The 25,437-nt window shown below is 69.7% G+C and carries 27 protein-coding genes; 20 read left to right on the top strand and 7 right to left on the bottom strand.

Features of this window, described 5'->3' with window-relative positions:
- The first annotated feature begins 155 nt into the window (after positions 1 to 155).
- Positions 156 to 572, top strand: coding sequence for a VOC family protein (locus ABZX37_RS30050; protein WP_354745184.1), 417 nt, complete (start codon positions 156 to 158; stop codon positions 570 to 572).
- Positions 573 to 576: 4 nt separating this feature from the next.
- On the opposite strand, the gene ABZX37_RS30055 is transcribed toward ABZX37_RS30050, so the two are convergent.
- Positions 577 to 1,077 carry a MarR family transcriptional regulator gene (locus ABZX37_RS30055; protein ID WP_354745186.1) on the bottom strand — a complete coding sequence of 167 codons (501 nt, stop codon included), beginning with the start codon at positions 1,075 to 1,077 and terminating at the stop codon, positions 577 to 579.
- Positions 1,078 to 1,145: 68 nt separating this feature from the next.
- Between ABZX37_RS30055 and ABZX37_RS30060 the strand changes: the two genes are divergently transcribed.
- Complete coding sequence (locus tag ABZX37_RS30060) at positions 1,146 to 2,564, top strand: FAD-dependent monooxygenase (RefSeq protein WP_354745188.1); 1,419 nt, start codon at positions 1,146 to 1,148, stop codon at positions 2,562 to 2,564.
- Here ABZX37_RS30060 and ABZX37_RS30065 read toward each other — a convergent pair.
- From ABZX37_RS30065 to ABZX37_RS30080, 4 genes are read right to left on the bottom strand one after another with little or no spacing between them, the layout of a single operon-like run.
- Positions 2,561 to 4,036 (bottom strand): FAD-binding protein, encoded by a 1,476-nt coding sequence (locus ABZX37_RS30065; RefSeq protein WP_354745190.1) that lies wholly within the window; start codon positions 4,034 to 4,036, stop codon positions 2,561 to 2,563. The two genes, ABZX37_RS30060 and ABZX37_RS30065, sit on opposite strands and share 4 nt — an antisense overlap.
- Before the next feature lie 51 nt (positions 4,037 to 4,087).
- Positions 4,088 to 4,273, bottom strand: coding sequence for a tautomerase family protein (locus ABZX37_RS30070; protein ID WP_344276987.1), 186 nt, complete (start codon positions 4,271 to 4,273; stop codon positions 4,088 to 4,090).
- Complete coding sequence (locus tag ABZX37_RS30075) at positions 4,233 to 5,435, bottom strand: Cmx/CmrA family chloramphenicol efflux MFS transporter (RefSeq protein WP_354745192.1); 1,203 nt, start codon at positions 5,433 to 5,435, stop codon at positions 4,233 to 4,235. The genes ABZX37_RS30070 and ABZX37_RS30075 overlap by 41 nt, the downstream gene beginning before the upstream one ends.
- Before the next feature lie 28 nt (positions 5,436 to 5,463).
- Positions 5,464 to 5,889 carry a heme-binding protein gene (locus tag ABZX37_RS30080; RefSeq protein ID WP_354745194.1) on the bottom strand — a complete coding sequence of 142 codons (426 nt, stop codon included), beginning with the start codon at positions 5,887 to 5,889 and terminating at the stop codon, positions 5,464 to 5,466.
- A gap of 287 nt (positions 5,890 to 6,176) precedes the next feature.
- Here ABZX37_RS30080 and ABZX37_RS30085 point away from each other — a divergent pair, with 287 nt between their 5' ends.
- From ABZX37_RS30085 to ABZX37_RS30120, 8 genes are all read left to right on the top strand, one after another.
- Entirely contained in the window at positions 6,177 to 6,761 is a 585-nt protein-coding gene (locus ABZX37_RS30085; protein WP_354745196.1) for a TetR/AcrR family transcriptional regulator, read from the top strand.
- Between the two features lie 544 nt (positions 6,762 to 7,305).
- On the top strand, positions 7,306 to 8,094 hold the full coding sequence (locus tag ABZX37_RS30090) for a cupin domain-containing protein (RefSeq protein ID WP_354745198.1): 789 nt from the start codon (positions 7,306 to 7,308) through the stop codon (positions 8,092 to 8,094).
- Positions 8,095 to 8,096: 2 nt separating this feature from the next.
- On the top strand, positions 8,097 to 9,890 hold the full coding sequence (gene asnB, locus ABZX37_RS30095) for an asparagine synthase (glutamine-hydrolyzing) (protein WP_354745200.1): 1,794 nt from the start codon (positions 8,097 to 8,099) through the stop codon (positions 9,888 to 9,890).
- Entirely contained in the window at positions 9,890 to 10,930 is a 1,041-nt protein-coding gene (locus tag ABZX37_RS30100; protein WP_354745202.1) for a PrpF domain-containing protein, read from the top strand. Before asnB ends, ABZX37_RS30100 begins: the two co-directional genes overlap by 1 nt.
- Positions 10,912 to 12,039, top strand: a complete 1,128-nt coding sequence (locus ABZX37_RS30105) for an acyl-CoA dehydrogenase family protein (protein WP_354745204.1) — start codon at positions 10,912 to 10,914, stop codon at positions 12,037 to 12,039. The genes ABZX37_RS30100 and ABZX37_RS30105 overlap by 19 nt, the downstream gene beginning before the upstream one ends.
- Positions 12,036 to 13,424 (top strand): dihydroorotase family protein, encoded by a 1,389-nt coding sequence (locus tag ABZX37_RS30110; RefSeq protein WP_354745206.1) that lies wholly within the window; start codon positions 12,036 to 12,038, stop codon positions 13,422 to 13,424. Before ABZX37_RS30105 ends, ABZX37_RS30110 begins: the two co-directional genes overlap by 4 nt.
- Complete coding sequence (locus ABZX37_RS30115; RefSeq protein WP_354745208.1) at positions 13,421 to 13,903, top strand: flavin reductase family protein; 483 nt, start codon at positions 13,421 to 13,423, stop codon at positions 13,901 to 13,903. The genes ABZX37_RS30110 and ABZX37_RS30115 overlap by 4 nt, the downstream gene beginning before the upstream one ends.
- 18 nt (positions 13,904 to 13,921) lie before the next feature.
- Positions 13,922 to 14,374, top strand: coding sequence for a luciferase family protein (locus tag ABZX37_RS30120; RefSeq protein WP_354745210.1), 453 nt, complete (start codon positions 13,922 to 13,924; stop codon positions 14,372 to 14,374).
- 386 nt (positions 14,375 to 14,760) lie between these two features.
- Here ABZX37_RS30120 and pdxS read toward each other — a convergent pair whose 3' ends face one another.
- Positions 14,761 to 15,672 carry a pyridoxal 5'-phosphate synthase lyase subunit PdxS gene (gene pdxS, locus ABZX37_RS30125; protein ID WP_354745212.1) on the bottom strand — a complete coding sequence of 304 codons (912 nt, stop codon included), beginning with the start codon at positions 15,670 to 15,672 and terminating at the stop codon, positions 14,761 to 14,763.
- Between the two features lie 412 nt (positions 15,673 to 16,084).
- Here pdxS and pdxT point away from each other — a divergent pair, with 412 nt between their 5' ends.
- The 3 genes from pdxT to ABZX37_RS30140 all read left to right on the top strand — a co-directional run bounded on the left by pdxT (position 16,085) and on the right by ABZX37_RS30140 (position 18,295).
- Positions 16,085 to 16,720: a pyridoxal 5'-phosphate synthase glutaminase subunit PdxT gene (gene pdxT, locus ABZX37_RS30130; RefSeq protein ID WP_354745214.1), complete on the top strand. Its 636-nt coding sequence runs from the start codon at positions 16,085 to 16,087 to the stop codon at positions 16,718 to 16,720.
- Positions 16,721 to 16,779: 59 nt separating this feature from the next.
- A complete protein-coding gene (locus tag ABZX37_RS30135; RefSeq protein WP_116204315.1) occupies positions 16,780 to 17,535 on the top strand; it encodes a YebC/PmpR family DNA-binding transcriptional regulator in 756 nt (251 codons plus the stop codon).
- A 238-nt stretch (positions 17,536 to 17,773) separates the two neighbouring features.
- Complete coding sequence (locus ABZX37_RS30140) at positions 17,774 to 18,295, top strand: DUF4262 domain-containing protein (protein ID WP_344276943.1); 522 nt, start codon at positions 17,774 to 17,776, stop codon at positions 18,293 to 18,295.
- Between the two features lie 9 nt (positions 18,296 to 18,304).
- Here the strand turns inward: ABZX37_RS30140 and ABZX37_RS30145 are convergent, their stop codons facing one another.
- Positions 18,305 to 18,748, bottom strand: coding sequence for a cupin domain-containing protein (locus tag ABZX37_RS30145; protein ID WP_354745216.1), 444 nt, complete (start codon positions 18,746 to 18,748; stop codon positions 18,305 to 18,307).
- Positions 18,749 to 18,880: 132 nt separating this feature from the next.
- Between ABZX37_RS30145 and ruvC the strand changes: the two genes are divergently transcribed.
- The 7 genes from ruvC to ABZX37_RS30180 all read left to right on the top strand — a co-directional run bounded on the left by ruvC (position 18,881) and on the right by ABZX37_RS30180 (position 25,420).
- Positions 18,881 to 19,483, top strand: coding sequence for a crossover junction endodeoxyribonuclease RuvC (gene ruvC / locus ABZX37_RS30150; protein WP_354745218.1), 603 nt, complete (start codon positions 18,881 to 18,883; stop codon positions 19,481 to 19,483).
- A complete protein-coding gene (gene ruvA / locus ABZX37_RS30155; RefSeq protein WP_344276934.1) occupies positions 19,480 to 20,076 on the top strand; it encodes a Holliday junction branch migration protein RuvA in 597 nt (198 codons plus the stop codon). The genes ruvC and ruvA overlap by 4 nt, the downstream gene beginning before the upstream one ends.
- Positions 20,077 to 20,082: 6 nt before the next feature.
- Complete coding sequence (ruvB, locus tag ABZX37_RS30160; RefSeq protein WP_354745221.1) at positions 20,083 to 21,171, top strand: Holliday junction branch migration DNA helicase RuvB; 1,089 nt, start codon at positions 20,083 to 20,085, stop codon at positions 21,169 to 21,171.
- 118 nt (positions 21,172 to 21,289) lie between these two features.
- Positions 21,290 to 21,727: a preprotein translocase subunit YajC gene (gene yajC, locus ABZX37_RS30165; protein WP_354745223.1), complete on the top strand. Its 438-nt coding sequence runs from the start codon at positions 21,290 to 21,292 to the stop codon at positions 21,725 to 21,727.
- 218 nt (positions 21,728 to 21,945) lie between these two features.
- Complete coding sequence (gene secD, locus ABZX37_RS30170; protein WP_354745225.1) at positions 21,946 to 23,664, top strand: protein translocase subunit SecD; 1,719 nt, start codon at positions 21,946 to 21,948, stop codon at positions 23,662 to 23,664.
- A gap of 1 nt (position 23,665) precedes the next feature.
- Entirely contained in the window at positions 23,666 to 24,898 is a 1,233-nt protein-coding gene (gene secF / locus ABZX37_RS30175) for a protein translocase subunit SecF (protein WP_354745227.1), read from the top strand.
- Between the two features lie 3 nt (positions 24,899 to 24,901).
- On the top strand, positions 24,902 to 25,420 hold the full coding sequence (locus ABZX37_RS30180; protein WP_354745229.1) for an adenine phosphoribosyltransferase: 519 nt from the start codon (positions 24,902 to 24,904) through the stop codon (positions 25,418 to 25,420).
- Positions 25,421 to 25,437 lie beyond the last annotated feature (17 nt).

The following is a 25,437-nucleotide window of genomic DNA, read 5'->3' on the forward strand; positions in this document are numbered from 1 at the left end:
ACTGCTGGTAACTGAAAGGATACCGGTGGTTCCCGGGGTTCAGGGGGCGCGATAGGGGTTGTCCTCGGTCCACAGTGGACTTTCCGGAATACCCGACACAGGGTGTCGTGATTCGCCTGAGAGGCTCGGCTTCCGCTCGCACAAAGGAGTATCAGATGGCATCCCAGCTCAACCCGTGTCTCGCCTTCACCGGGAACGCCCGCCAGGCGATGGAGTTCTACCGCGAAGTCCTCGGCGGCGAGCTGGACCTGGGCACGTACGGCGATTTCGGCTCGCCGGAGGCTCCCGGCTCCGATGCGGACCAGGTCATGCACTCGGTGCTCAGCACGCCGGACGGCTGCACGGTGATGGCGTGGGACGTCCCGGAGCGGGTGCCTTTCCAACCGGGCAACAACGTCGCGCTCTTCCTCGGGGGAGACGACGGCAAACTCCGGGACTGCTTCGAGAAGCTCTCCGCTGGCGGCACCGTGACGCTGCCGTGGGAGAAACAGTCCTGGGGCGACGAGGCTGGCTCGCTCGTCGACAAGTTCGGGATCACGTGGATGGTCAACATCGCCCAGCGGCGATCCTGAGCGCTCAGTCCGGGATTTCGCCCATCGAACGGCACAACCGGCGCAGCAGATCGGCCAATTCGCGCTGGTCCTCGCCGCTCAAGCCGCTCACCAGCTTCTCCTGCTCGGCCAGTTCCACGGCGACCGCCTCGTTGACGAGAGCCAGCCCGGCCGGGGTGAGCCGGATCAGCGCGGTGCGGCGGTTCGCCGGGTTCTGCTTGCGGTCGACCAGGCCCGCCGCGACCAGCCGGTCCAGCCTGCTGGTCATCGTGCTGTTGCCGGCGAGCATCCAGCGCGCGATCTCGGACAGGGTCAGCTCGTACGGCGCTCCCGCGCGCCGCAGGGTGGCGAGGATGTCCAGGTCCGCGTGGAGAACGCCGTAGTCCTTCAGCGTTTCGTCGAGGCGGCGGGTCACCCGGCGCGCGATCCGAGTCAAGCGGGCCAACACTGACAACGGGGCCGGGTTGAGGTCCGGGCGTTGCGCGCGCCATTGGTCCAGGACGTCGTCGACGAAGTCACGCTCCATCCTCGTACTCTACAATGACGGACATTACGACCTCGTACCTTTCGGCTCCGCAGCGAAGGAGAGGGAAGATGCCCGGAGCGATCGTCGTCGGCGGCGGGCCGGTCGGCATGCTGCTGGCCACCGAACTCGGCAGGCACGGCGTGCCCACCACCGTCGTCGAGAAACTCACTGCCACGCACGACGAACCACGCGCGGGGACGTTGCACGCGCGTACCGCACAGTCGTTGCTGCGGCGCGGTTATCTCCCCGTGCCACCGCGGCGGGACCCGCGCGCCATCGTCGAGACCCCGTTTCACTTCGGCGGACGTCCGGTGCTGACGCTGGAATCGCCCGCTCTCGAAGGCGCGCCGATGGTCGGGCAGGCGCAGTCCGACATCGAGCGCTTTTTCGAGGCGCAGGCCCTTTCTCTCGGCGTCACGATCCTGCGCGGCCACCGCGTGACCGGGGTCCGGGACGACGGCGAGCAGGTCCACGTCTCCACCGACCACGGCGAACTCACCGCCGACTACGTCGTGGGCTGCGACGGCGCCCGCAGCATCGTCCGCGAAGCGGCAGGGTTCACCGGGACTGCCCATCCGGCCACGTTCGCCGGACTTCTCGGCCTGGCCAGGCTCGGCGACCCCGCGCGGGTGCCCGGCGGCTGGACGCAGGGCCCGACCGGCTGGACGCTGATCAACGTCAATCCGTCGGGGCACAGCCGGATCCTCACCCACGAGTTCACCGAGCCGCTCCCGGAACGCGGTGCCCCGGCAGGTCTCGAGGATCTGTGGGCGGCCGCCTCGCGCATCCTCGGCCACGACGTGCCGATGTCCGACGCGACGTTCGTCGGCCGGTTCAGCGACTTCACGCGGCTCGCCGACTCTTACCGTCGCGGCCGCGTCCTGCTTGCTGGCGACGCGGCCCACGTGCACGCCCCGCTCGGCGGGCAGGGGCTCAACCTCGGTCTGCAGGACGCGTTCAACCTCGGCTGGAAGCTCGCGATGGTTGTCGCGGGCACGGCACCGGACGAGTTGCTGGACACCTACCACGCGGAACGGCATCCGGTCGCCGAAGCCGTCATCGAGAACACCCGCGCCCAGGCGGCGCTGATGCGGCCGGGGCCGGAGTTCGAACCGCTGCGCGCGCTGGTCGCCGACTTCCTGTCCACTTCGGACGGCAACCGGCTGTTGAGCGACCGGATCAGCGCACAGGGCGTGCGCTACGGCGACGGACGCGGCATGACGGGGGAGTTCCTGCCGAACTTCCCGCTCGGCGAGGGGACGATCGCCGAACTGCTGCATCCGGGGCGCCCGGTACTGCTGCTCGGCCCGGATGCCGCCGGGGCTGCGGACACGGCGGCGAAGTGGAAAGACGGCGTCGACGTGGTCGCACACGACGAGGACCTCGGCGAACCGGCGATCCTCCTGCGCCCGGACGGATACGTCGCGTGGGCTGGCCGGGACTCCGACCTCGCCGCAGCCCTCGCCGGGTGGTTCGGCCCGCGCTAGGCAGGCCGAACCGACTGGCGATGCCGGAACACGTCTCCCGGATCCCAATGCGCCTTCGTCCGCTGCAGTCGCGCGTAGTTGTCCTTGAAATACAAGTCGTGCCAAGGAACTCCGGAAGCGTTCCAGTCCGGATCGGACAGATCAGCGTCCGGATAGTTGATGTAGCACCCATCGGCCACCTCGCCCGGCACTGGCACCCCACCGGTCTCCGCGTACATCGCGCGGTAGAAATCCCGCACCCATCCGATGTTCGCCGCATCAGCGTCCACTGTGGACCAGAAAGCCTGGTACAACAGCTTGAACGTGCTATCGCGTTGAGCCACCGCGGTAGCGGCCGGGTCAACGGCGGAAATCGCCCCGCCGTAGGAGAACGCGACCAGCATCGTCTCCGGGTTCGTCACGTCGGCCCGGGTCAGATACTCGTAGGCAGCGCGCAGCTGCGACTCCGGCAGCGTGCTCCGGACATAAGCCGACTTGTGCTCGGCGCGCAAAGTCGGATCGGTGAGCACCGGCGTGTTCGTGCCGAGGAGCCGTGTCGCCTGCAGCCAGGGGAGTCGCCGCGGAGGAGCGAGTCCGGGCATCGGGCCGAACTCGCCCGCCCGCGCGAATCCGGTCGTCGCGAGATCGCCTAGGACGTGCGAAAGGAACTCGTTCAGCACCCTGTCCGAACCGGAAACGTCGGCGTCGATCTGCGCCACCAAGCCGACCGTCCCGTTGCAACGGTGGTTCAGCATCAGCAGGCTGGACAGCGCCGCGCCCGGCGAGTCCGGCGCGCGGTGTTCGTGGTGCCAACGCGCGTAGCCGCCGAGCAGCCGGGCGAACCGTCGTTCGTCGAGGTCGGCCCACGGCACCGACAAGGCCGCGACGAGCACTTCGGACGGTGGGCGGACGAGCGGTGCACGGAACAGGAACCGCGTCACCACGCCGAATGAACCGCCACCACCCCCAGTGTGCGCCCAGAAAAGATCGGCCTCCGGCCCGGACGAATCGCGGGTGGCCACGATCGTCCTGCCGTCGGCCAGCACGACCTCGACGCCGTGCAGATGGTCGACGGTGAGGCCGTCCCGCCTCGACAGCAGGCCGTAGCCGCCGCCGGTGACGTGTCCTCCCGCGCCCACCGAGTAGCAGATGCCGCCCGGGATCGTCACGCCCCAGCCGCGGTACAGCCGTTCGTAGACGTCCTGCAGCCGCGCCCCGGCTCCGACGGAGTAGAGGCCGTGCGCGTGGTCCACTTCGGACAGTCCGCTGAGATCGAGGATTTCGTCGACCCCCTCGTGGTGGACGAAATCCTCGAAGCAGTGGCCGCCGCTGCGGATCGCGAGCCGTCCGCGCGCGCCGGAGACGGCCGAAGCGACCTCTTCGGTGCTCCGCGGCAGGTGCACCGATGCCGGTTTCGCGGTGTAGCGCTGGTTGACCCCGGTCGTGAAGTCCGCGTAGCGCGGGTCGTCCGGCCCGATCACGCGTCCGCTCATGGCTCCTCCCGGAAGGGGAGACCGGGGCGGGCCGCCCGCCCCGGCCTCCGCTCAGAGGTCTCCGGCGAGCTTCCCGCCGAGGCCCCAGTGGTCCTTTTCGACATCGGTGATGATGACCGTGACCGCGGCTTCGGGACACTTCGCGAGCCGCGAAACGGTGCCCGTCACTTCTTCGACGAGCTCGCGGCGTTCGGCCTCACCGGCTCCCTTCCACCAGTTCACGTGCACGACCGGCATCGCTGTTCACCTCCTTTCCCGTCCGGCGGTCCAGGCCCACCGCACCGAGCGCGACGAGCAGCGAAGCGACGGCCAGCCCGGCGCCGATCCAGCTCGGCGAAAGCAGCCCGGCGCCCGCACTGAGGCCGACGCCGCCGAGCCACGGGCCGAGCGCGTTGCCGACGTTGAACGCCGAAATGTTGCTCGTGCTCGCCAGCGTCGGCGCGCCTTCGGTCTCGTTCATCACGCGCGTCTGCAGCGCCGGGTTGATCAGGAAGCTGCCGATCCCGAACAGGAACAGCGTCCCGATCATGGCCGGTTTGCTGTGCGCGGCAAGGGAAAACGCGCCGAGCATGACCGCGAGCAGCAGCAGGCCCGCGCACAGCGTGCCCATCAGCGAGCGGTCGGCGAGCTTGCCGCCGAGCACGCTGCCGAGGAACGTGCCGAAGCCGAACAGCGCCAGCAGCGGGGGCACCATCCCGGCGGAGAACCCGGTGAAGTCGGTCAGCAACGGCGCGATGTAGGTGTAGGCGGTGTAGAGCGCGGCCTGGCTGAGCGCGGTCGTGCCCAGCGCCAGCCACACCTTGGGGTTGCGGAACGCGGCCAGCTCGTGGCGCAGGCCGAGGTGGCCCGCCCGCGGCTGGTGCGGCACCAGCGCGAGGACGCCGACGAGGTCGATCACGCCGAGGATGGCGACCGCGAGGAACGTCGCGCGCCAGCCGAAATGCTGGCCGACGAACGTGCCGAGCGGAACCCCGGCGATGGTGGCGATGGTCAGGCCGCCGAACATGATCGCGATGGCGCGGGCGCGCTTGCCCGGTTCGACCAGGTTCGACGCCACCACCGCGCCGATGCCGAAGAACGAGCCGTGCGCGACGGCGGTGACCACGCGGGCGGCCATCAGCACGCCGAACGACGGCGCGGCGGCGGCGAGCACCTCGCCCGCGATGAACACCGCGAGCAGCGCGACGAGCGCCGTCTTGCGCGGCACCTTGGTGGTCGCGGCGGTGATCAGCGGCGCGCCGATGACGACGCCGACCGCGAACAGCGAGATGAGCAGCCCGGCCTGCGGCAGGGAGACGCCGAACGCGCCGGACAGTTCCGGCAGCAGGCCGGCGATCATGAACTCGGTCGTGCCCAGGCTGAACACCGTCAGCCCGAGCACGAACAGGGCGATGGGCATCGTGACTCCCGGAGGGTTCGGGCGATGATCAGGACTCGAGCGCCGACAGTCCGGCCTCGGCGATCTTGACGTCGTCGGTCCAATGCGCGCCGGAGACGCCGATCGCGCCGGCCAGTTCGCCGTCGACCACGATCGGGAGGCCGCCGCCCATGCCGACCAGCCGGTCGATCGCGGTGGGCGCGGCCGTGCGCAGCACCGGGTCGGCGTCGAGCACCTCGGACCACTTCTCCGTCGGCATCGCCGAGGACGCCGCCGTGTAAGCCTTGTCCTGCGCGACCTGCACGGCGTTGAGCTTCGCGCCGTCCTGGCGCAGGAACGCCTTCAGGTTGCCGCTTTCGTCCACCACCGCGAGGGCGAACCGCTTGTCGGTCGCCTTCGCGGCCTCGTCGGCGGCGCGGACGATCTGCCAGGCCAATTCGTCGCTGACGGACGACCGGCGCTGCACGTGAGGCATGAGAACTCTCCTTGTCTGGCGAGTGCGGTTGTCTTCTTCGGTGCCGCCGGCCACAGGAGGGTGCGCACCGGGACCGGTCGCACACGGACCGCATCCGGCGGTCGTCTCGACCGTACCAAATCTGGAACGCTCGGCAAACTATTGACGGGCAATCACGCGCGACTGCGAAGGTCGAAGCCTTGTATAGCAACAAAAAAGGAAAATCATCGATACTTATAGTTGAACGTTCAGTCCAGATGAAGCGCTCTATTGTTGACCTGTCGTTCCAGCTTCCTTACGGTGGAGGCATGCCCCGAGTTCGCGAGTTCGACACCGACGAGGTGATCCAGCAGGCCATGGAGGTCTTCTGGCGCAAGGGCTACGAAGCCACCTCGATCCAGGACCTCGCCGAGGCGACCGGGCTCGGCCGCGGCTCGCTCTACGCCGCGTTCGACAGCAAGCACGGCCTTTACGAGCGCGCGCTGCAGCGGTACGTCCGGCAGACCACCGACGCCACCCGCGAATCGCTGATGCGGCGGGTGCCGATCCGCCAGGTGATGCGCGAGCTGCTGCTCGGCCGGATCGACGACGCGCTGGAGGAGCCGGGCCGGCCGGGATGCCTGCTCGTCATGGCGATCACCGAGCGGGTGCCGCACGACGAGGCGGCCAACCGGATCGTGTGCGACGCGATCGCGGCGCTGCAGGACTCCTTCTACGGAACGCTGCACCTGGCCCGCAGCATGGGCGAACTGCCGCCGGGGGCCGATATCCCCGCGTTGTCGAATTTCCTGGTGACGATGATTCAGGGGCTGCGCGTGATGAGCGCGGTCTGCCGGGACAAGACGTTGCTGGGCCAAGTCGTCGACACCGCGCTGAACGCTATTCCGGAATAATTCCATTTCCGTTCAGGTAGGCGATCATCGAAAGATGATCGCCTCTTTTTCGTGTCCGGACAGACGGGTTGTTGGCACTCTGCCAGTTCATTTTCGATCATGGGCGGCCATGTCGTAAGGTTCTGGCTCCGGACTCTCTGGCGCGCCGGTTTCAGGGGAAACGCCAACTGTCCAATGTGGTCCCAGGATGGGTTTTTCGCTTAGGTGGCAACGGAGTTCGCGAGCAATTTCCTGTCGTGTCATTGTTTCGTCGCTTCAAACTGTGGCCACGCTCACAGGAAATTTCTGCGCTGTGGTTTCGGATGCCCGCTGGGCAACAGTGGCCGTCCCGGTTCCGGCATTCGGCGTAGCGGGAAATTTACTGGATCGATACAGTCAATGACCGCCGCGTAATTTGCGCCGATTCGACCGGCCCGCTGACGGCTTTGCAGTCCGCTGTGGTCGGCAGTACGGTCGCCACCGGAAGCGAAACGCGGAATCGAATCGCGTTGATCAATTCCGCTTCCGTCACTGGGCAATTATCGGCAACCTGATTGGACATGGGATGCTTGTCGACCAGATTCAGGGAACGATCGTCCGCGCCGCGGACCTCGTCTTCTCGCCGTTCGACTGGGGACGCGTCGCCGAGCCCGTCGGCCCGGCCATGGGGGCACAGCAGGTGACCCTGCTCGTCGTGGAGGTCGCGCCGGGGAAGGCGTGGCGCCTCGGCTGGGCGCTGGAGGAGGAGAACGTCGCGGTCGTCTTCGCGGGCTCCGGCCACGGCGACGTCACCGGCCACCGCACCGAAGTCGCCCGCGGTTCCGCCCTGCACTCGCCGACCGGGCGGACGCTCGAACTCGAAGCAGGCGACGACGGCCTGACCGCTTACGTGTGGCGAACCCGCTTGGCGGGCAACGAACCCACCGGCTCCGCCCCTCGGCTGGAGAACGACCTGTGGAACACCGAAACGCAGTTGCACGGCTTCAGCGGCACGGGCGAGGTCGCCGCCGACGAGAAGACCGCCGTCATGAATTTCCTTTTCTGGCCCGGAACCGGCAGTGCGCGGCTGTGCCTGCACTGCGGGATCCAAGACCCCGGCCAGACTTTCAACGTCCACCAGCACCCGGAGAGCGAAGAGGCGTTCATCGCTTTCGAGGGCGACGGGCAGATGTACCTGATCGACCGCTGGCACGACGTCTCACCCGGCGACGTGCTGTTCGCCGCCCCCGGCGTGCCGCACGGCACGCGCAATCCGGAATCGGCCGAGGCGCGGTTCGCCACGTGCGGCGGCCCGACGCCGTTCGACCCTGTTCTCTACGCCCGTGCGGGCGTTTCCGCGGAGGTGAAGCAGTAGTCATGTGCCGGATCTACGGACACTTGGGCGGGAGCCTCGCGCACCACCATCTGCGCGCGGTTTCGGCGCTGCAGCGGCACGGCGGCCCGGACGCCCGGTTCAGCGCAGCGGGCGACGGCTGGGCGCTGGGCAACAACCGGCTGGCCATTGTGGACCTCGACGGCGGCGAGCAGCCCTACCGGCTCGGCCGCGAGATCCAGGTCGTCTTCAACGGCGAGATCTACAACCACGACGTGCTGCGCCGCGATCTGCACGCGGCGGGCTACGTCTTCCACGACCATTGCGACGGCAACGTGCTCCCGGCGCTGTACCACAAGTACGGCCTGGACTTCGTCGACCACCTCGACGGGATGTACGCCATCGCGGTGCTGGACCTGCGAGCCGAGCCGAAGCTCGTGCTCGTCACCGACGACGCGGGCATGAAACCGCTGTACCACCACGAAAACCCCGAACGCCGGGAGCTGTACTTCTCCTCGGAGCTGCCCGCGCTGCTGAGCATCCCGGGCGTGGACTGGGAGCAGCGGGACGAGGGGCTCGACAGCTACCTCACCACCAAAACGCCCTTCGGGGAGCGGACGATGTTCGACCGCGTCCGGGTGCTGCCGCGGGCGGCCACCGCCGTCTACACGCGCTCGGGCGGGCTGAAGATCTCGCGGCGCGCGGAAGGCGCGTTCCCGGTCGAAGGCGGCGATCTCGCCGAGGCGGGCGGCCGGGTGCGCGACACGCTGCGCGCCGAAACCCGCAGACTCGCGCTGGCCGACGTCCCGATCTCGACGATCACCAGCGGCGGGCTCGATTCCAGCCTGGTGACGGCGTTGCTGGCGGAGAAGGTCCCGCACGTGCACGCGTTCAACATCGCCTACACCGGGGACTGGCCGTTCGACGAGAAGGCCTACGCCCGCGAGGTCGCCGCCCGCTGCGGGGCCACCTACCACCAGATCGAAGCGGACCCGGCGACGTTCCCGGACCTGCTCGGCGAAGTCGTGTGGCACCTGGGCCAGCCCAACGCCGACCCGATCACGCTGAGCACGTACCTGTTGTTCCAGGGCGTGCACGACGCGGGGTTCAAGGTGACGCTCTCCGGCGACGCCGCGGACGAGATCTTCGGCGGCTACCGCCGGATCAGCGACGCGGTCGGCGGCGCCGAGGACTGGCCGAACGGATACGTCGAAGCCCTCGCGGCAGTGCCCGCCGCGCTGCGGGACCGGCTGTACACCGACGAATACCGGGACCTGTTGCGGCGCAACGGAACCGAGGCCGACCGGATCACCCGGCGGCTGCGCGGAGCCGGGCCGGACCGGCTGTCCGCGATCACCGAGTTCGAAGTGGACGAACGGCTGCCCGCCTATCATCTGCGCCGCGTCGACCACCTGAGCATGGCGCACTCGGTCGAAGTGCGGCTGCCGTTCTGCCAGCGCTCGGTCACCCGGCTGGCCCGGCGGCTGCCCGCCGAGCACCGGGTGCGCGGCCGGGAGGTGAAGCGCGCCCTCTATTCGGCTGGCCGGGGCCTCGTGCCGGATTCGGTGCTGGAGCGGCCGAAACAGCCGTTCACCCTGCCGATCACCTCGATGCTCGCGGCCGGGCAACCGTTGCACAGCTACGCCCGCGACCTGCTTTCCGGACCGTCGCTCGCCGATCGCGGGCAGCTCGATCCGCAGGCGGTGGCCGGGTTGTTCGACGCGCAGGCCGCCCGGCCGAACGACGAATCGGCGCTGGCCATCTGGTCGCTGCTCATCCACCGGATCTGGAGCGAGCAGCTGGTGAGCGGCGGCGCCGGGGAAAGGAGCGCGGCCTGATGCTCGCCCACATCGCCCATGCCCACGGCAGCCCGAGTTCCACGCTGGTGCTGCCCGCCGAACGGCTGCCGGCGTCCGAGGAAGCGCTCGCCGAAGCGCTGTCCGACGGAGTCGCCTGGCTCGCCGAGCACGGCCTCGCCGCGGTCACGAAGATCGCGCTCGTGTCGGTCTCCGAGCATCCGCTGTTCGACCTCGACTACCGGTTCGTGCAGGTCATTCCCGGCGACCCGGCGCGGTTCGACTTCCGCGGCAGCTGCGGGCACTCGGTGCTCTCGTCGGTGGTCGTGGCCAGCAGGCTCGGCTGGATCGGCCGGCTCGCGCCCGAACACCGCGTCCGGGTGCGCGTGCTCAACAACGACGACCACGTGGTGTGCGAGGTCGACGAATGCGTCCGCGACCGGACGACGTTCACCGCGCACTTCCTCAACCACCCCGCGGTGCCGCTCGGTGAACTGCTGCCGTTCGGCGAGACGACCACGGACCTGCCCTTTGACGACGGCGCGATCCGGGTCTCCGCGGTCTCGGTCGGGAACCCGTACCTGTTCCTGTCCGGCCACGACCTTGGCGTCGACACCCCGGAGGAGCTTTTCGCCGCCGGGCAGCCGCTGTTCCGCACGATGAGCGCGATCCGCCGCTCGGCCGCGCGCCAGTACGGCTATCCCGTCGACGGCGCGTTCCCGAAGGTGGCCGCGGTGCTGCCGGACGGCGAGAACGGCCTGGCCGCGCGTGCGGTCTCCGTGCCGTCCTGGCATCCGACGCTCGCGCTGACCGGCGCTGTTTGCCTCGGCGCGGCCCGCCGGATCCGCGGCACTATCCCGTTCCAACTGGCCGGCGGCGAGACCCGGCGCACCGCGTCGCTGCGCATCCGCACGGCCGGCGGCTGCACCATTTCGGACGCCGCGGTGTCCGGCCACGAACAGGACAGCGAGCTGTCCTGGGTCAGCGTCCAGGAGAAGGCAGTGTCGTTCACCGGCGCGGTGACCATCGATTCGTTCGATCCCCATGCCCTGAAGGAGGATTCGTGTCTGCTGTCGACCTGACCACGCCCGTGCGCCTCGGCGTCGACGAACTGGTCGACGTTCTCGCCGAGCACGCCGCGGCTGCCGACGAGGCCGGTCGCCCGGCTGCCGAGGTGCTGGCCGCGCTGCGGAACTCGCCGTTGCCCGGCCTCGTCGTCCCGCGCCGATACGGCGGGGCCGGGGCGGACGCCTTGGCGGGGAACCGGATGATCGCGCGGATCGCGCGGCACGACCCGTCCACCGCGATCATCGCGTTCCAGCACATGGCCGTCTGCAGCCGGATCGCCGAATGGGGAAGCGATGCCCAGCGCGAGGAACTGCTGCCGAAACTCGCTTCCGGCGAGTGGCTGGCCGCGTCCGCGTGGAGCGAATCCGGGGCAGGCGCGGCGAAGAAGAACCTCTCGACCGTCGCCGACGAACTGCCCGACGGCAGCTGGACAGTCAGCGGCGGCAAGGCTTTCACCACCGGCGCCGGGATCACCGATGTGTATCTGGTGCTCGCGCAGAGCACGCCGGCGGGGGAGTCCGACGATGCCGCGTACGGATCCGGCGGGCAGAGCTTCTTCCTGGTGCCCGCGACCAACCCGGGCATCGAACCGGACCTGAGCCTGGACCTGGTCGGCATGCGCGCGTCGGCGACCGGGTTCGTGGAGCTGAAGGACTGCGTCCTCGGACCGGAAGCGCTGCTCGGGCCGCGCGACACCGCGAGCACGATCATCGCGGGCGTCCGGCAGTCCGGGGCGACCCTCGGCGCGGTGTCGGCCGGGATCGCCGAAGCCGCGTGGGACCTCGGTTTCCAAGCGGCGCAACGGAAATCGCTGCTCGACCTGCAGGCTGTCCGGCACCGGCTGGTGGACCTGCGCGGGCAGGTGGAGTCCGCCCGCGCGCTGGTCGAACGGGCCGGCCGCCGCGACGGCGCCGACCCCGGCGAGGTGACGCTGCACAGCAAGATCCACGCCTCGCAGACAGCCGAGGAAGTCGTCGCCGCGATCGCGCGGCTGCTCGGCAGCGCCGGATACGTGGTGACGAACCCGATCAACCGGATGGCCCGCGACGCCCGCGCCGTCGCGCTGATGGGCCCGACCAACGACCTGAGCCGAGAGCTGGTGAGCCTGCCATGGGCCGCGTGAAGAACTACGACCTCGTCGTCCGGGGCGGCCGGGTGACCGGCCCCGGCGGCGTCCGCCTCGCCGACGTCGCCGTCACCGGCGGGAAAATCGCCGACGTGCTCCCCGCCGGGAGCACGGTGTCCGGCACCGAGGAAATCGACGCCGCCGGGCGGCACGTCCTGCCCGGCCTGATCGATTCCCACGTGCACTTCCGCACGCCGGGCCTGACCGAAAAGGAGGACTGGGCGCACGCGTCGCGCGCCGCCGTGGCGGGCGGCGTCACCACGGTGTTCGACATGCCCAACACCCGTCCGGCGACGTTCACCCCCGCCGACGCCCGCGCCAAGGACGCGGAAATCCGCGGCACCAGCCTGGTCGACTACCGCTTCCACGCGGGCGTCAACCCCGAGGCCGTGGAATCGCTGGAAACGTTCGAGCCCGCCGAAGCGCTGACCGCGAAGGCGTTCCTCACCGGGCACCACACCGCACCGCACGTGCTCCGCGACCCCGCCAGGCTCGACGAACTGTTCGCCGTCGCGAAACGCCAGGGCCTGCGGCTGCTCTTCCACGCCGAGGACGACGACGTGTTCAAGCTGCTCGACCAGTGGCAGGGAGCCCCGGCGACCTACCGCGACTACGAACGGTTCCGGCCGCGCTCGGGCGGGATTGTCGCCGTGGCCAAGCTGATCGAGCTGGCCCGGCGGCACGGCACCGCGGCGCACGTGCTGCACGTGTCCAGCCGGGAGGAGGCCGACCTGCTCACCGCGGCCGGCGCGGCCGGGCTGCCGGTCACCTGGGAGGCCACCGGACACCACCTGTCCTTCACCGCGGCCGACACCGCCCGCTGCGGTTCGCGCATCCGGCTCAGCCCCGCCATCCGGGACCAGACCGACCAGGACCGTTTGTGGGACGCGGTTTTCCGCGGCGAAGTGTCCACTGTGGGCAGTGACCACGCGCCGCACGCGTTCGCGGACAAGACCGTCGCCGCTCCCGACGCCCCGCCCGGCCTGCCCGGAGTACAGGAACTTTTCCCGGCCCTGTACACCGGCCTGTGCCGCCGGGCCCCGGATGCCACGCCGGACGACCTGCTGCCGATCGTCACCCGCGTCCTGGCCGCCGAACCCGCCCGGCTGTTCGGCATCGCCGACCGCAAGGGCGCGATCGCCCCCGGCCTGGACGCCGACCTGGTCCTGTTCGACCCGGCCGAAAACTGGTCCTTCGGCCCCGGCGACGTCCAGGCGAAATGCGGCTGGACGGCGTATGCGGGCTGGATGTTCACCGGCCGCGTCGCACGCACAATCCGCAGGGGCCGCACGGTCTTCCGCCTGGAGCACGGCTTCGGCACCCCCGACGGCGAATGGCTCAAGCCCTCCACAGTTCCGGTTCCGGCAGGGGACACCCGATGACCGCAGCACTGCTGGACGAATTCAAGGACGCGATGTCAGCACTGGCAGGCGGCGTCTGCGTGGTGACCGCCTTGGACGACGACGGCACCCCACGCGGATACGCCGCGACCTCGGTGACCTCAGTTTCGATGCGCCCGCCGCTTTTGCTCGTCTGCCAAGCGAAAACGTCCAGCTCCTACGACGTTTTCTCGCGCTGCTCGCGATTCGGCGTCAACGTCCTGGCCGCGGAACAAACCGAACTGGCCGCGTTGTTCGCGACCCCCGGCGCCGACCGCTTCGGCGACACCGGCTTCGAACCAGGCGAGGAGGGCACCCTCCTGCACCCAGACGCGTTGGCCGCCATCGAATGCCGCCGCCGGGAAACCGTAGACGCCGGCGACCACGGCCTCCTGCTAGGAGAAGTCCGCGCAGCCACCACCCGCCCCGGCGACCCCCTCGTCTACCACGGCAGGCGCTACCAACGCACCCGACCGGTCTGACCCACACTTGGAGGACTCATGTTCGACATCCCCGACCGCGGCGGCCCGGCCCCGCGCACCCGCGGCCCGATCCCGCACGGCCAGCTCAACCAGATCGCCCCGACGACGCTGCAGGAAGAACTGTGGCAACGGATGCGCTCGCTGGCAGGCGTCTACCTCGCGCCGACGCACGTGCCCTACCCGGAGGCAAGGGCGATCCACCTGGCCCCGGAATTCGGCACCGGTCCGGACGACGCGTTCATCAAGCACAGCCGCGAATTCGCCCACCTGCACCCGCAACAGGACGGCAGCCTCCACCTGACGCTCCCGCCGATCGCGAAGAAACTGGTCACCGAGGCGGGGTGGGGCGTGCCGCACCCGATCCAGAACACGCAGCTCGTGTATGGGCCTCGGGACCGGGAGGAGATCGAGGTGGTTTGGCGGGTGGTGCTGGAGTCGTACAGTTATGCCCGGGGGCGGCACAGCGAATGACCTGGGTGTGCGGCTTGTTTCCGACGTCGTGATCCAGCGTCAGCGGAAGCTGAATCAGAGTGAACGTTGTGGTCTGTGAGGGGAACCCTGAGGGAATCTGATTCCCTCAGGGTTCCCCTCACAGACCACAAGATCCGGTCACATGGCGACAAATCGGTCATTCCGGCGGAACTGACGTCCTTTGTGGACGGTCGGTGGGCGTGGGCCGCGCAGCTCAAGTCCCTCTCGTCTGGCGACGTGCTGTCTCATAAGGAAAGTGACCGGCTGCTGCCTGACCCGGTGTCGAATCCGGCCGGTCTCTGATGCCGCATGCGCGAACGGTGAAGAGCGGGTGCCCTTCACCGTTCGCGCAGGTAGTTGAGGTGAAACGGGTAAAAGCAGAACCGTCACCAACCGCGCTCAGCGAGCCGGTGCGGCTCCGGCACGTCCTCGACGTTGATCCCCACCATCGCCTCCCCGAGCCCGCGCGACACCTTCGCCAGCACGTCCGGGTCGTCGTGGAACGTGGTCGCCTTCACGATCGCCTCCGCGCGCTGCGCCGGGTTGCCGGACTTGAAGATGCCCGAACCCACGAACACGCCCTCCGCGCCCAGCTGCATCATCATCGCCGCGTCGGCCGGGGTCGCGATGCCGCCCGCGGTGAACAGCACCACCGGCAGCTTGCCCGCCTCGGCCACTTCGCGGACCAGTTCGTACGGCGCCTGCAGTTCCTTGGCCGCGACGAACAGCTCGTCCTCCGGCAGGTTCTGCAGGCGGCGGATCTCGCCGCGGATCTTGCGCATGTGCGTGGTCGCGTTGGAGACGTCGCCGGTGCCGGCCTCGCCCTTCGAGCGGATCATCGCCGCGCCCTCGGTGATGCGGCGCAGGGCCTCGCCGAGGTTGGTCGCGCCGCACACGAACGGCACGGTGAACGCCCACTTGTCGATGTGGTTCGTGTAGTCGGCGGGGGTGAGCACCTCGGACTCGTCGATGTAGTCGACGCCGAGCGACTGCAGCACCTGGGCCTCGACGAAGTGGCCGATCCGCGCCTTTGCCATCACCGGGATCGACACCGCTTCGATGATGCCGTCGATCAGGTCCGGGTCGCTCATCCGGGCGACGCCGCCCTGCGAGCGGATGTCCGCGGGGACGCGCTCCAGCGCCATGACGGCGACCGCGCCCGCGTCCTCGGCGATCTTGGCCTGGTCGGCGGTCACGACGTCCATGATGACGCCGCCCTTGAGCATCTCCGCCATGCCGCGCTTCACCTTCGCGGTGCCGGTGACGGTCTGGGGTTCGGCGTTCTGCTGCTGCGACACCTTCGGGCCTTTCTCGGGGGAGCGGAAGCTTTCTTCTCCTCCAGCGTAAGTCGGCGGTGGACCGCTGAGGCAGGCCATTGCGCGGGTATCTCGGAAGGCCACTTCTCGCTCGGAAAGATCCACTGAAGATCGGTCACTTTTCAGGCGGGAGGCGTTGACCTGGGGCTTCCGGATCGGCCTACCATGGAAGACGGTATCGGCCCGAAGCACAACGGCCGGACCACTTCCAGTGGAGACCACCTTCGAGGTGGCCACTGGCGACAGATTTCAGCAGTCCACTTCGCCTCGGTTCAGGACCGGCCGACGGAGCGCTCCCCGGGTGGGCGGCGGCCCCGGTGCTGCCCGCCTGACCTGCCCGGTTGCGTTCCGGACGGTCCCCCTAAGCTGGTGCGAACGTCTCACGGGAGGTCGGGTGGCGACAGCTACGGGAGCACGGCCGGCGGTCGGCGTGCTCGCCCTGCAAGGCGCCGTGCGCGAGCACGTCGCGATGCTGGAGAGCGCGGGCGCCCGCGCGGTTCCGGTGCGCCGCCCCGCCGAGCTGTCCGAAATAGACGGCCTGGTGCTGCCCGGCGGGGAGTCCACCACGATGTCGCGGCTGCTCGAGACCTTCGAGCTGCTCGAACCGCTGCGCGAGGCGATCGCGGGCGGCCTGCCCGCCTTCGGCTCGTGCGCCGGGATGATCCTGCTGGCCCGCCAGGTGCTCGACGGGCGCCCGGACCAGCAGCAGCTCGGCGGCCTCGACGTGGTCGTGCGGCGCAACGCGTTCGGCAGGCAGGTCGACTCCTTCGAGGCCGACCTCCCGTTCGCCGGCGTGCCCGGCGGGCCGCTGCACGCGGTGTTCATCCGGGCCCCGTGGGTCGAGAAGGCGGGAGACGGCGTCGAGGTGCTGGCCACCGTGCCCGACCCGGAGGACCCGCCGGACGGGAACCGGGCGGATAGGATCGTCGCCGTCCGGCAGGGGGCGGTGGTGGCCACGGCGTTCCACCCGGAGATCACCCGGGACGAGCGCGTGCACCGGCTGTTCGTCGAGCTCGTGCGGAAAGCCTGAGCAAGGATTGCGGCGGCCGCGCCGGGAGGCCCGCGGCCGCGGGAACAGATGGAGGAAAGATGAGCGGCCACTCCAAGTGGGCCACGACGAAGCACAAGAAGGCGAACCTCGACGCCAAGCGGGGCAAGCTCTTCGCGCGGCTGATCAAGAACATCGAGGTCGCCGCCCGCACCGGGACCGGGGGAGGGGACCCGGACGGCAACCCGACGCTGTACGACGCGATCCAGAAGGCGAAGAAGAACTCCGTCCCGCAGGACAACATCGAGCGCGCGCGCAAGCGCGGCGCCGGCGAGGAAGCGGGCGGCGCCGACTGGCAGAACATCACGTACGAGGGCTACGGCCCGAACGGCGTCGCGGTGCTGATCGAGTGCCTCACCGACAACAAGAACCGCGCCGCGATGGAGGTCCGGACCGCGCTCACGCGCAACAACGGCTCGCTCGCCGACCCGGGCTCGGTCGCCTACATGTTCAACCGCAAGGGCGTCGTGATCATGCCCAAGGCGGACGCGACCGAGGACGACGTCCTCATGGCGGTCCTCGACGCGGGCGCCGAGGAGGTCAACGACCTCGACGAGAGCTTCGAGATCGTCTCCGAGGGCGGCGACCTGGTGCCGGTGCGCAAGGCGCTGCAGGAGGCCGGGTTCGAGTACGAATCGGCCGAGCTGACCTTCCTGCCGTCGGTGAGCGTGCCGCTCGACGTCGACGGGGCGAAGAAGGTCTTCAAGCTGATCGACGCGCTCGAGGACTGCGACGACGTGCAGAATGTGTACGCGAACTTCGATGTGTCCGATGAAGTCATGGCCGCGGTGGACTGATCTCGGCGGTGGGACTGGCAACGTGTACGCGCGGTGCCGGATTCCATGTGTCCGATGAGGTCATGGCCGCGGTGGACTGATCCCATCGCCCGCGACACGGCCGCGCCCCCGGCACTCCGGGGGCGCGGCCGTTTTCGCGTGAATTTCCCTTGGCGCGCAACGGAAACCGCGAAAATCCTTGGGGCGGCGGGAAAATGACCGGCGCGGGGACTGGGCTCGGGCGCGCGGGTGGGGCAGAATGTCCGCCGTGACGACCTCCGCCCTCACCGAGCAAGAGCAGAGCCTCATCGCCTGGATCGAAACCCAGGCGAGGGAACGAGGGAACGCGGTCATCGCCGTGCCCGCCGACGACCAGGGCGCGGGCTACTGCTTCACCGCGTGCGCGTGGGCGTTGCACAACGTGCCCGAGGCCGTCGTGATCGGCCTGCCCGACCACATGGCCCCGGTGCTGCTCGACGCGTACGTCGACCGTTCCGCCAACGGCGAGATCTTCGAGGTCGGCAAACGCTACGACGATTTCTTCGACGGCGCGCCGGTGATCTTCGAACGCGTCGCGAAAGGCCACTACCCGGAGTACTTCGGGTCCGCGTTCCTCGTCTACCCGGACGGCGACTTCCCGGCGCTGCAGATGATCGTCGCGACGCCGGAGGGGTACTTCCCGTGGCACGCCGACGCGCCCGAGGGCTTCGCCGAATGGCAGCCGGTGCTCACCGAGAGCGGCGACCCGGAGAGCTGGACTCCCGGCGTCGACGGTCCCTGACCTGCTTGATTAACCCAGCGCGGCCAGGTCGTCGGCGGCGTCCGGAAACCGGGCGGCCAGCGTCGCCGGGTCCGCGAACTCCACGCAGTCGTCGGTATAAGGCGGCATCACCACGGTGCCGAGCAGGCTCCACGCGCCCAGCGGCACCGTCGCCTGCCACGTCCCCGCGGGCACGACCACCTGCGGACGTTCCCCGGCGGCCACGTCGCTGCCCAGCACTGGACGCGTCACCTCGCCGCCGGGATGCAGCAGGAGCATCCGCGCAGGTGAACCGGCGTGGTGGACGAACACTTCGACGCGGTCGAGGCGGTGCGGCGCGGAGATCTCGGGCGCGGTGAGCAGGTAGTAGATCGCCGACCCCTCGTCCGCGCGCCAGCTCTGCGCGAACCGGCCGCCCTCAACCGGCAGCGGCTCCAGACCCAGGTGCTTGACGTAGTCCTCCGGTCCCGGCATGTCTCCATCGTGCTCGTGGACGGGTGCACCGTCCACGTCAGTCGCCGTTTGCGCGTGTCCGTCCGCCGGGCCGCGCACCGCGACCGTTAGCCTGCACATCGAACGGATGTTCGCGCGGGCGAAGGAGAAACGGTGCGGGTGCTCGGGGTCGACCCCGGTCTGACCAGGTGCGGCCTCGGCGTGGTCGACGGCGGCAAGGGCCGGTCGGTGCGCCCGGTCGCGGTCGGGGTCGTGCGCACGCCCGCCGACCACGATCTCGCGCAGCGGCTGCTCGGCGTCGCCGACGAGGTGGAGCGCTGGCTCGACAAGTACCGGCCCGAAGCCGTGGCCGTCGAGCGGGTGTTCGCGCAGCACAACGTGCGCACCGCGATGGGTACCGCGCAGGCGGGCGGGGTCGTGGCGCTGTCGGCGGCGCGGCGCGGACTGCCGGTCGTCTTCCACACGCCCAGCGAGGTCAAGGCCGCCGTCACCGGGTCCGGGCGCGCGGACAAAGCGCAGGTCACCACCATGGTGATGCGGCTGCTCGGGCTCGAGGTCAAACCGCATCCGGCGGACGCGGCCGACGCGCTCGCGCTCGCCATCTGCCACCTCTGGCGCGAGCCGATGCGGGTCCGGCTCGCCGAGGCCGAGGCCCGCGCGGCCGAACTGGTCCGCGCCCACAAGGCCCGGCTGGCGGCCGCGGCCAAGGCGGCCGGAACCACCACGAAGCAGAACGAAACAGGAGCACGACGATGATCTCCTCGGTACGCGGCGAAGTGCTGTCCGTCGGGCTCGACCACGTGGTGGTCGAGGTCGGCGGCGTCGGCCTCGCCGTGCAGGCCACCCCGGCGACGCTGGCCACGCTGCGCCGCGGCGAGCAGACGCGGCTGCACACCGCGCTGGTCGTGCGAGAGGACTCGCTGACCCTCTTCGGGTTCGCCGAGGAGGACGCGCGCGAGCTGTTCGGCCTGCTCCAGACGGTGTCCGGGATCGGGCCGCGGCTCGCGCTGGCGACACTGGCCGTGCTGGAGCCGGACAAGCTGCGCGCGGCGCTCGTCGAAGGCAACATCACCGTGCTCACGCAGGTCCCCGGCATCGGCCGCAAGGGAGCCGAGCGGCTCAGCCTCGAACTGCGGGACAAGGTCACCGCGCTCGGCGGCGCCGCCGACGCCCCGGTCGTCACCGCGCCCGGCGCGCTGCGCGGCGAGGTGGTGGAAGCGCTGGCCGGACTGGGTTTCCCGGCCAAACAAGCCGAGCAGGCGGTGGACCGGGTGCTGTCCGAGGGCGACGGGCACACCACGTCCTCGGTGCTGCGCGCGGCGCTGGCCGCGCTGGGCCGCAAGCGGTAGCCGCCGATGAACCACGAAGTGACCGAGTTCGACACCGGCGGTTACGAGGCGGACGACGAAACGCTGTCCGCGCTCGCCCAGACCGGCGAACGCGACCTGGAGACCTCGCTCCGGCCGCGCAAACTGGACGAGTTCGTCGGCCAGGAACGCGTCCGCGAGCAGCTGGAACTGGTGCTGGAGAGCGCGCGGCGGCGCGAGGTGCCGCCGGACCACGTGCTGCTGTCCGGCCCGCCCGGCCTCGGCAAGACGAGCATGGCGATGATCGTCGCCGCCGAACTGGGCGCGGCCATCCGGATCACCTCCGGGCCGGCCCTGGAACGCGCGGGCGACCTGGCCGCGATGCTGTCCAACCTCGCGCCCGGCGACGTCCTGTTCATCGACGAGATCCACCGCATCGCCCGGCCCGCCGAGGAAATGCTGTACCTGGCGATGGAGGACTTCCGGGTCGACGTCGTCGTCGGCAAGGGGCCGGGGGCGACCAGCATCCCGCTGGAGATCGCGCCGTTCACGCTGGTCGGGGCGACCACCCGGTCCGGTTCGCTGACCGGCCCGCTGCGCGACCGGTTCGGTTTCACCGGCCAGATGGAGTTCTACTCCGCGGCCGAACTGGAGCTGGTCGTCCGCCGCGCGGCGAAGATTCTCGGCATCGAGATCGACAGCGACGGCTGCGCCGAGATCGCGGGCCGTTCGCGCGGCACGCCCCGGATCGCCAACCGGCTGCTGCGCCGGGTCCGCGACTACGCCGAGGTGCGCGCCGACGGCAAGGTGACCCTGGAGGTCGCGCAGGCCGCGCTGAAGGTCTACGACGTCGACGAGCTGGGCTTGGACCGGCTGGACCGGGCCGTGCTCAGCGCGCTCACGCGCTCGTTCGGCGGGGGACCGGTGGGCATTTCGACGCTCGCGGTCGCTGTCGGCGAGGAAGCCACTACGGTCGAGGAGGTGTGCGAGCCCTACCTGGTCCGGGCCGGTATGCTCGCCCGCACTCCGCGCGGCCGGGTCGCGACCGCGGCCGCGTGGCTGCACCTCGGACTGGTTCCGCCCCCGGAGGCGGGACGGCCCGACGCGGGCGGTCCCACGCTGTTCGACCAGGCCTGACAAGGGCGGACAGCGGCCCGGGTGGTGGCGTTTCCGCCGGTACCTGGCACACTCGAACACAGCACATCCGTCGAAACCGGACGCGGGCAGCCGAGAAAGGCGTCCGTCGAGGAGAGTCATGAACCAGTTACTGCTGCCGTTGCTGCTGCTGCTCGTGGTGGCCGTGCCGCTCGTCATGGGCACCCGCAAGCAGAAGAAGCAGCAGGCGGCTCAGCAGGAGATGCAGAACAGCATTTCCGCTGGCGACCGCGTGATGACCACGTCGGGCATGTACGGCACGGTCGCCGACACCAGCAGCGACACCACGATCGACATCGAGATCGCGCCGGGCGTCGTCACCACCTGGCTGCGGCTCGCGGTGCGCGAGAAGGTCGAGCCGGCCGTCGAGACCGAGGAGAACGACGACTCGGCCGAGACCGAGGTCGCGGGCATCGAGTCGGCCTCGTCGACCGCGGTGTCCTCTTCGGAAGCCCCGGCCCAGGAGTCGATTTCCGCCGAGGAGAGCCAGACCTCCGGTGCGCAGGTGGCGCCCCCGCTGGAGCACGGCAAGAAGTAGCCTCCGCGCTTCACCGGGCAGTGATCCGCCCACAGCCTACGAAAGTCGGTACGGGCGAACGCCGGGCTCACGCAGCACCGAGTACTGTCTCGGTGCTGCGTGCGTGTCCGCCGTCATAGTTCACGCCCAGCCGCGTCCGGGGGACCCCCTTCCGGCTCGCGCACCCGAACCACTTGGGGTCCATCCAGTCCGTGCCAGTTCGAGGAGACCGAAGCACCGTGGCACCATCGGCCGGGCATCTCCGCCCGGGACGCTATCTCGCCTTCTTCGCCCTGATCGTGGTCGTGCTGTACGCCTTGGTGTTCTTCACCGGCAGCGGCAAAGCGACGCCGAAACTCGGCATCGACCTCCAGGGCGGCACCCGGGTCACGCTCACCGCGCGCACGCCCGACGGCGGCCAGCCCACCCGCGATTCGCTGAACCAGGCGCGCCAGATCATCGAGACCCGGGTCAACGGGATCGGCGTCGGCGGCACCGAGGTGGTGCTCGACGGCAACAACATCGTGATCACCGTGCCGGGCGAGCAGGGCGACGAGGCGAAGAACCTGGGCCGGACCGCCAAGCTCGGGATCCGCGAGGTGATCACCTCGGTCCCGAACACCCCGGCCGCGCCGCCCTCGGCTCCCGCCTCCGGCGCCCCGAGCGCCCCGGCGACCGCGCCGAGCAAGCCGGCGGGCGGCGGGGGAGCGGAAGGCGCCCCCGCGCAGCAGCCGCCGGGTTCGACCCCGTCGACCCCCGGCGCGAGCAACGGCCAGGACGCGGGGAAGAACCCGATCGAGGCGGCCCGCGCCGTGCGCCAGGCTCCCGCGCTGATGCCGAAGGACCCGAAGAACCAGCAGGAGGCCGCCGCCGCGCAGGCCGCGCAGCAGAAGGCGCTCGCCGCCCTCACCTGCGCGCCCAACGCCGCCGACCCGCTGGAGGGCAACGACCTTCCCGGCCAGCCGCTGGTCACGTGCGGCGACAAGGACGCCACCAAGTACGTGCTCGGCCCGGAGTTCATCCCCGGCACCGAGATCTCCAGCGCGAACTCCGGCTACGACCAGCAGCGCGGCCAGTGGATCGTCGACCTGAGCTTCAAGGGCGCGGGCGGCAAGACCTGGGGCGACTTCACGTCGGCCAACATCGGCAAGCAGGCGGCGTTCGTGCTCGACACGGACGTGGTGTCCGCGCCGACCGTGCAGAACGCCATCCTCGGCGGCAACACGCAGATCACCGGCAAGTTCACCCAGACCGACGCGAAGAACCTGGCGGACATCCTCAAGTACGGTTCGCTGCCGCTGTCGTTCGACTCGTCGGACGCCACCACGGTGTCCGCGACGCTGGGCTACGCCTCGCTGCAGGCCGGCCTGATCGCCGGCGCGATCGGCCTCGCGGTCGTGTTCGTCTACTGCCTGTTCTACTACCGGCTCCTCGGCATCCTCACGATCTGGTCGCTGGTGCTGTCCGGCCTGCTCGTGTACGCGGTGCTGGTGCTGCTCGGGCGGTGGATCGGGTACACGCTCGACCTCGCGGGCGTCGCCGGCCTGATCATCGCGATCGGCATCACGGCGGACTCGTTCGTCATTTACTTCGAACGGCTGAAAGACGAGATCCGGGAGGGCCGGACCTTCCGGTCCGCGGTGCCGCGCGGCTGGGCACGGGCGCGGCGCACGATTCTGGCCTCGGACGCGGTCAGCTTCCTCGCCGCCGCGATCCTGTACATCATCGCCGTCGGCGACGTGCAGGGCTTCGCGTTCACCCTCGGCATGTCGACGGTGCTCGACCTGGTGGTCGTCTACCTGGTCACGCATCCGCTCGTGGCGATGGTGTCGACCTCGAAGTCGAAGTTCCTGTCCAACCCCCGGAATCTCGGCCTCGGCGCCGTCCAGAAGCTCGGCGCGCAGCGCAAGTCCACGCGCCCCGCTCCCGGCCGCCGCGCGAACGTGAAGGAGGCCTGACGTGAGCGACGAAACCGCAGGCGTCACCTCGGAAGACCAGGACGGCCCGGACAGCGGGGCCACCGCGGCCAAGCCCGGCAAGAAGGAAAGCTTCTTCCACCGGCTCTACGTCGGCACCGGCGCGGTCGACATCGTCGGCTCGCGCAAGCGCTGGTACATGTTCTTCGCGCTGCTGCTCCTGGTGTGCATCGGCTCGATGATCTTCCGCGGCTTCAACGTGGGCATCGAGTTCGAGGGCGGCACGCAGATCCAGCTGCCCGCGCACGGTTCGCACGGCCAGATCACCCAGGACCAGGTGATCAAGTCGTTCAACACCGCGCTGGGCGAGGCCCCGGCCGAGACCCAGACGGTCGGCACCGGCAACGCGGCGACCATCCAGACCCGCTCCGAGACCCTCACCGCCGACCAGGTGGCGAAGGTCAAGAAGCAGATCTTCGAAGACCTGGGCCCGATCGGCACCAACGGCAAGTCGAGCGAGCAGGCCATCAGCGACAGCGCGGTGAGCGCTTCGTGGGGCAACGAGATCTCGCGCCAGGCCCTGATCGCGCTCGGCGTGTTCCTGGTCGCCGTCGTGATCTTCCTGGCGATCTACTTCGACACCAGGATGGCGTTCGCGGCGCTCATCTCGCTGCTGCACGACATCGTGGTCACGGCGGGCGTGTACTCGCTCGTGGGCTTCGAGGTCACGCCCGCGACAGTGATCGGTTTGCTGACGATTCTCGGCTTCTCGCTGTACGACACCGTGGTGGTGTTCGACAAGGTCCGGGAAAACACCCGGGGCTTGCTCGGCCTTTCGCGGCGGACGTACGCCGAAGCGGCGAACCTGGCGCTGAACCAGACCCTGATGCGATCGTTCAACACGGCGTTCATCGCCCTGCTGCCGATCCTGGGCCTGCTGATCGTCGGCTACATCCTGCTCGGCTCGGGCACGCTGCAGGACCTGGCGCTGGTGCAGCTCACCGGTACGTTGGTCGGCGTCCTGTCGTCGGTCGCACTGGCGACGCCGCTGCTGGTCGACTTCAAGATGCGCGACCCGCAATACCGCCAGCAGGCCGACCGCGTGGCGGCCCGCCGGGCGAAGGCCGCGAAGCGCGAAGCAGCGGACGACGACTTCGACGCCAACGACGAAGACCAGCTGGCCGCCGAACTCCGCAAGGAAAAGGCCATGGCCGCAGCCGCTGGCGTCCCCGCACGGCACCCGAAGCAGCGTCCGTCGGGGAAGAAGAAGCGCTGAGCAATGAAGCTCGACGAGGCACTGGACCTGATCGCCGAAGTCCCGGACTTCCCGGAACCAGGCGTCCTGTTCCGCGATCTCAGCCCGCTGTTCGCCGACGGCCCCGGTTTCGCCGCGGTCGCCGACGCACTGGCGGAAACCCTCGACCCGGCGGCCGACTTGGTCGCCGGGGTCGAGGCCCGCGGCTTCCTCCTCGCCGCGGCAGTCGGCTACTCCCGCGGCATGGGCGTGGTGCTGGTCCGGAAACCCGGAAAGCTCCCTTCCGTCGCCGGACGAGTGGACTACTCGCTGGAATACGGCACCGCGAGCGTCGAACTGCCCGCAAACGTAGTGAAGCCAGGCCAACGCATCGCGATCATGGACGACGTCCTGGCCACCGGCGGCACAGTGGCAGCGACCGCGAAACTCCTGGAAGACGCAGGCGCAACAGTCACCGGCATATCAGTAGTCCTGGAACTGGCCGCCCTGCATGGCCGCTCCACCCTGGGCGGCCGCACAGTCCACACGCTCCGCACAGTCTGACTCTCCACAAAGATCCG

The sequence above is a fragment of the Amycolatopsis sp. NPDC004079 genome (genome assembly GCF_040610415.1).
Classification (GTDB): Bacteria; Actinomycetota; Actinomycetes; order Mycobacteriales; family Pseudonocardiaceae; genus Amycolatopsis; species Amycolatopsis halotolerans.